The 2,531-nt window shown below is 66.6% G+C and carries 3 protein-coding genes and 1 pseudogene; 3 read left to right on the plus strand and 1 reads right to left on the minus strand.

Annotated features, from left to right (window positions below; translation table 11 throughout):
* A pseudogene (locus HUU96_RS14805) lies at positions 1 to 652 on the plus strand (DNA gyrase subunit B); the annotation flags it as partial.
* Positions 653 to 1,064: 412 nt separating this feature from the next.
* Here the strand turns inward: HUU96_RS14805 and HUU96_RS14810 are convergent.
* Positions 1,065 to 1,328: a hypothetical protein gene (locus tag HUU96_RS14810; protein ID WP_174293498.1), complete on the minus strand. Its 264-nt coding sequence runs from the start codon at positions 1,326 to 1,328 to the stop codon at positions 1,065 to 1,067.
* A 74-nt stretch (positions 1,329 to 1,402) separates the two neighbouring features.
* Between HUU96_RS14810 and HUU96_RS14815 the strand changes: the two genes are divergently transcribed.
* Both HUU96_RS14815 and HUU96_RS14820 read left to right on the plus strand, forming a co-directional pair.
* Positions 1,403 to 1,696, plus strand: coding sequence for an ATP-binding protein (locus HUU96_RS14815; protein WP_174293499.1), 294 nt, complete (start codon positions 1,403 to 1,405; stop codon positions 1,694 to 1,696).
* Complete coding sequence (locus HUU96_RS14820) at positions 1,689 to 2,411, plus strand: LytR/AlgR family response regulator transcription factor (protein WP_174293500.1); 723 nt, start codon at positions 1,689 to 1,691, stop codon at positions 2,409 to 2,411. Before HUU96_RS14815 ends, HUU96_RS14820 begins: the two co-directional genes overlap by 8 nt.
* The last annotated feature ends 120 nt before the right edge of the window (positions 2,412 to 2,531 follow it).

Consider the following 2,531-nt stretch of genomic DNA (forward strand, 5'->3'; position numbering starts at 1 on the left):
TCCGGCGCTCGACCGTGCCGGGCGGGCTGCTGCCGTCGACGGTGTCACGCGCCGCCTCGACGCCGGCGATCTCGGCGACGGCGGCACGGCCGCCTGGACCGCGCGGCTGATCGAGGATGGCGGCATCCACTTCGAACGGCTGTGGCGCGGCGTGACCGACCACCACATCGTCGAGGCCTCGTTCATCGCCTCGGCGGAGGCGCGCAAGCTCCACACGCTCGCGACCGAGCAGGCGGACAGCTTCGCCCAAGCCGGCAAGCTGGTGCCGATGAAGGGCGCCGCCGCCCAGGCCGAGATCGACGACGCCGGCGAGGAGCCGACCGACGAGCCGGCGACCGACGAGCAAGGCCGCTCGACGACGCTGGCACGCGGCGAGAGCCGGGTGGCCCGGCCGTCGCAGCTTCTCGACGCGATCCTGCTGGCCGGCCGCAAGGGCCTCGCCATCCAGCGCTACAAGGGGCTCGGCGAGATGAACGCTGACCAGTTGTGGGAGACGACGCTCGACCCCTCGCACCGCACGATGCTGCGCGTGACCTCCAACGACGTGTCGGCGGCCGACATGATCTTCACCCAGCTGATGGGCGAAGTCGTCGAACCGCGCCGCGAGTTCATTCAGGACAATGCCTTGAACGTCGCCAATCTGGACGTTTAGTTCGGAACCGGCTCTGACGTCTCAAGGTAGCTTTCAGCTATTGCAAGGTACCCCACAGCGATTTTCATAGTTAGTTGCAGTCTGAAACAACCTTATCGTCTGCTTCAAGAAGCAATTGCTTGTTCGCTGAAAGCTCTTGGCCCAAGATCTAGGGCTTTGGTGTGAAGCTATCCCAGCGCTCAATCCAGGAGGTGGCGAACCGCAGTATTGCTGCCGCATCGACGAGCAGGGCGGCGACTTGTCTCGCACGGCACTCGCAGCAGCAGCCTGCATCGACGAAGTCTGACACGATCCGCTCGATATGGTTCTCGGGCATGCCTGGTCAAATACCGCTGATGTGGACGCCATCGAGGCAGTCCATACTCGGACTTCGCCTCGACGTTGATCACCACCGGACTCACCGTCTCGCAAGTCATAGCGTCGCCTCAAACCGGTCTGTTATGCCGGGCTCCAGCAAACCGCCGTCCATTGGACGCCGCACACGGTCGCCGAGCGGATCACCCGGACTTTGCGCGTAGCGTGGCGCGCCGAAGCGCGCAATTACGCCGGCCTGCGCCTCCAGCGCGCGCCGGTCCTGGCGAACCACCGGTGCGATGAACGTCTTGATAATGAGCGCCTTGAGCGGACCGGGAACAATGCCTTTCGGCGTCGTGAAGCAGGCGACCGGACGGATCATCGCGGTTTTGACGGCGTGAAGAACACGAGCACCGGCTGCGCGTCGAGATCGACCTGCCTAACCGACTAGCGGCATTGCTGGTACCGCGCCTGATCCTCCAGCCGCTGGTCGAGAACGCGGTGAAGTACGCGCTCGGTGCCTCGCACGACATGGTGACCATCCGCATCATCGCCGCGACGACGCACCGGCGGCTGGCGCTGACGGTAGAGGACGACGGGTGTAGCCGGAACGACGCCGCGGGGTTCGGGATCGGCCTTGCCAACGTCCGCGAGCGACTGCGCCTGCGGTACGGCGCGGCGGCCGAGCTGATCGCAGGCCCGCGGGCTGGCGGCGGCTATCGCGCGCAGATCGCGCTGCCGCATGGCTGATCGCCTACGCGTCCTGGTCGTTGACGACGAGCCCGCCGCCATCCGACGCCTCGTGCGGCTGTGCGAGGCGCTCCCCGATATCCAGATCGCGGCCACCGCCAGCGACGGGCAAGAGGCGCTCGCTGTCCTCGACCGCATCACCGTCGACCTGATCCTGCTCGACATCGAGATGCCCGGCATGACGGGGCTGGCGTTCGCCGAGCATCTGGTCGGCCGACGGCCGGCACTCGCGATCGTGTTCATCACCGCATTCGAGCGTTTCGCTATCCAGGCGTTCGCGGTCAACGCGGTCGGCTATCTGCTGAAGCCGGTCGACCCGGCGCTGCTGCGCGCCACGATCGATCGCGTCACACTGCGCACGGCAGCCGTTCCGCCTCCGCAAGGGAGCGACGCAGTGTTCTGGGCACCCTGCCGCGGCACGCTGGTGCGGCTGGAGGCCAGCGACATCGACCGTATCAGCGGCGAGGACAATTACGTGAGGCTGCATTGCGGCACGATGAGCTATCTCGTCGCCGAACGCCTCCACGCGATCGAACGGCGGCTCGGCAGCTCCGGCTTCGTCCGCATCCACCGCTCGAGGCTGGTCAATCGCGACCGGATCGTGGCGCTGGTGCCCGATAGCGGCAGCTGGGCCGTTCGCCTATCTTCGGGCGCGCAGCTCGCGGTCGGCCGCTCGTTCCTCCCCGCCTTGCGACAGGCGCTGAAGGTCACCTGATGCGGCAACGCGTTCTGAACCAACGCAAGAGCATGCCCGTGACCCAAAGCACGAAGCCGCTGCGCGGCATGGGTCTTGGTGGTGAGGTAGTGCGCCTGCACTGAGGTTTGGCGGCGCGGC

It is taken from the genome of Sphingomonas bacterium, from assembly GCF_903644135.1.
Lineage (GTDB): Bacteria > Pseudomonadota > Alphaproteobacteria > Sphingomonadales > Sphingomonadaceae > Sphingomonas.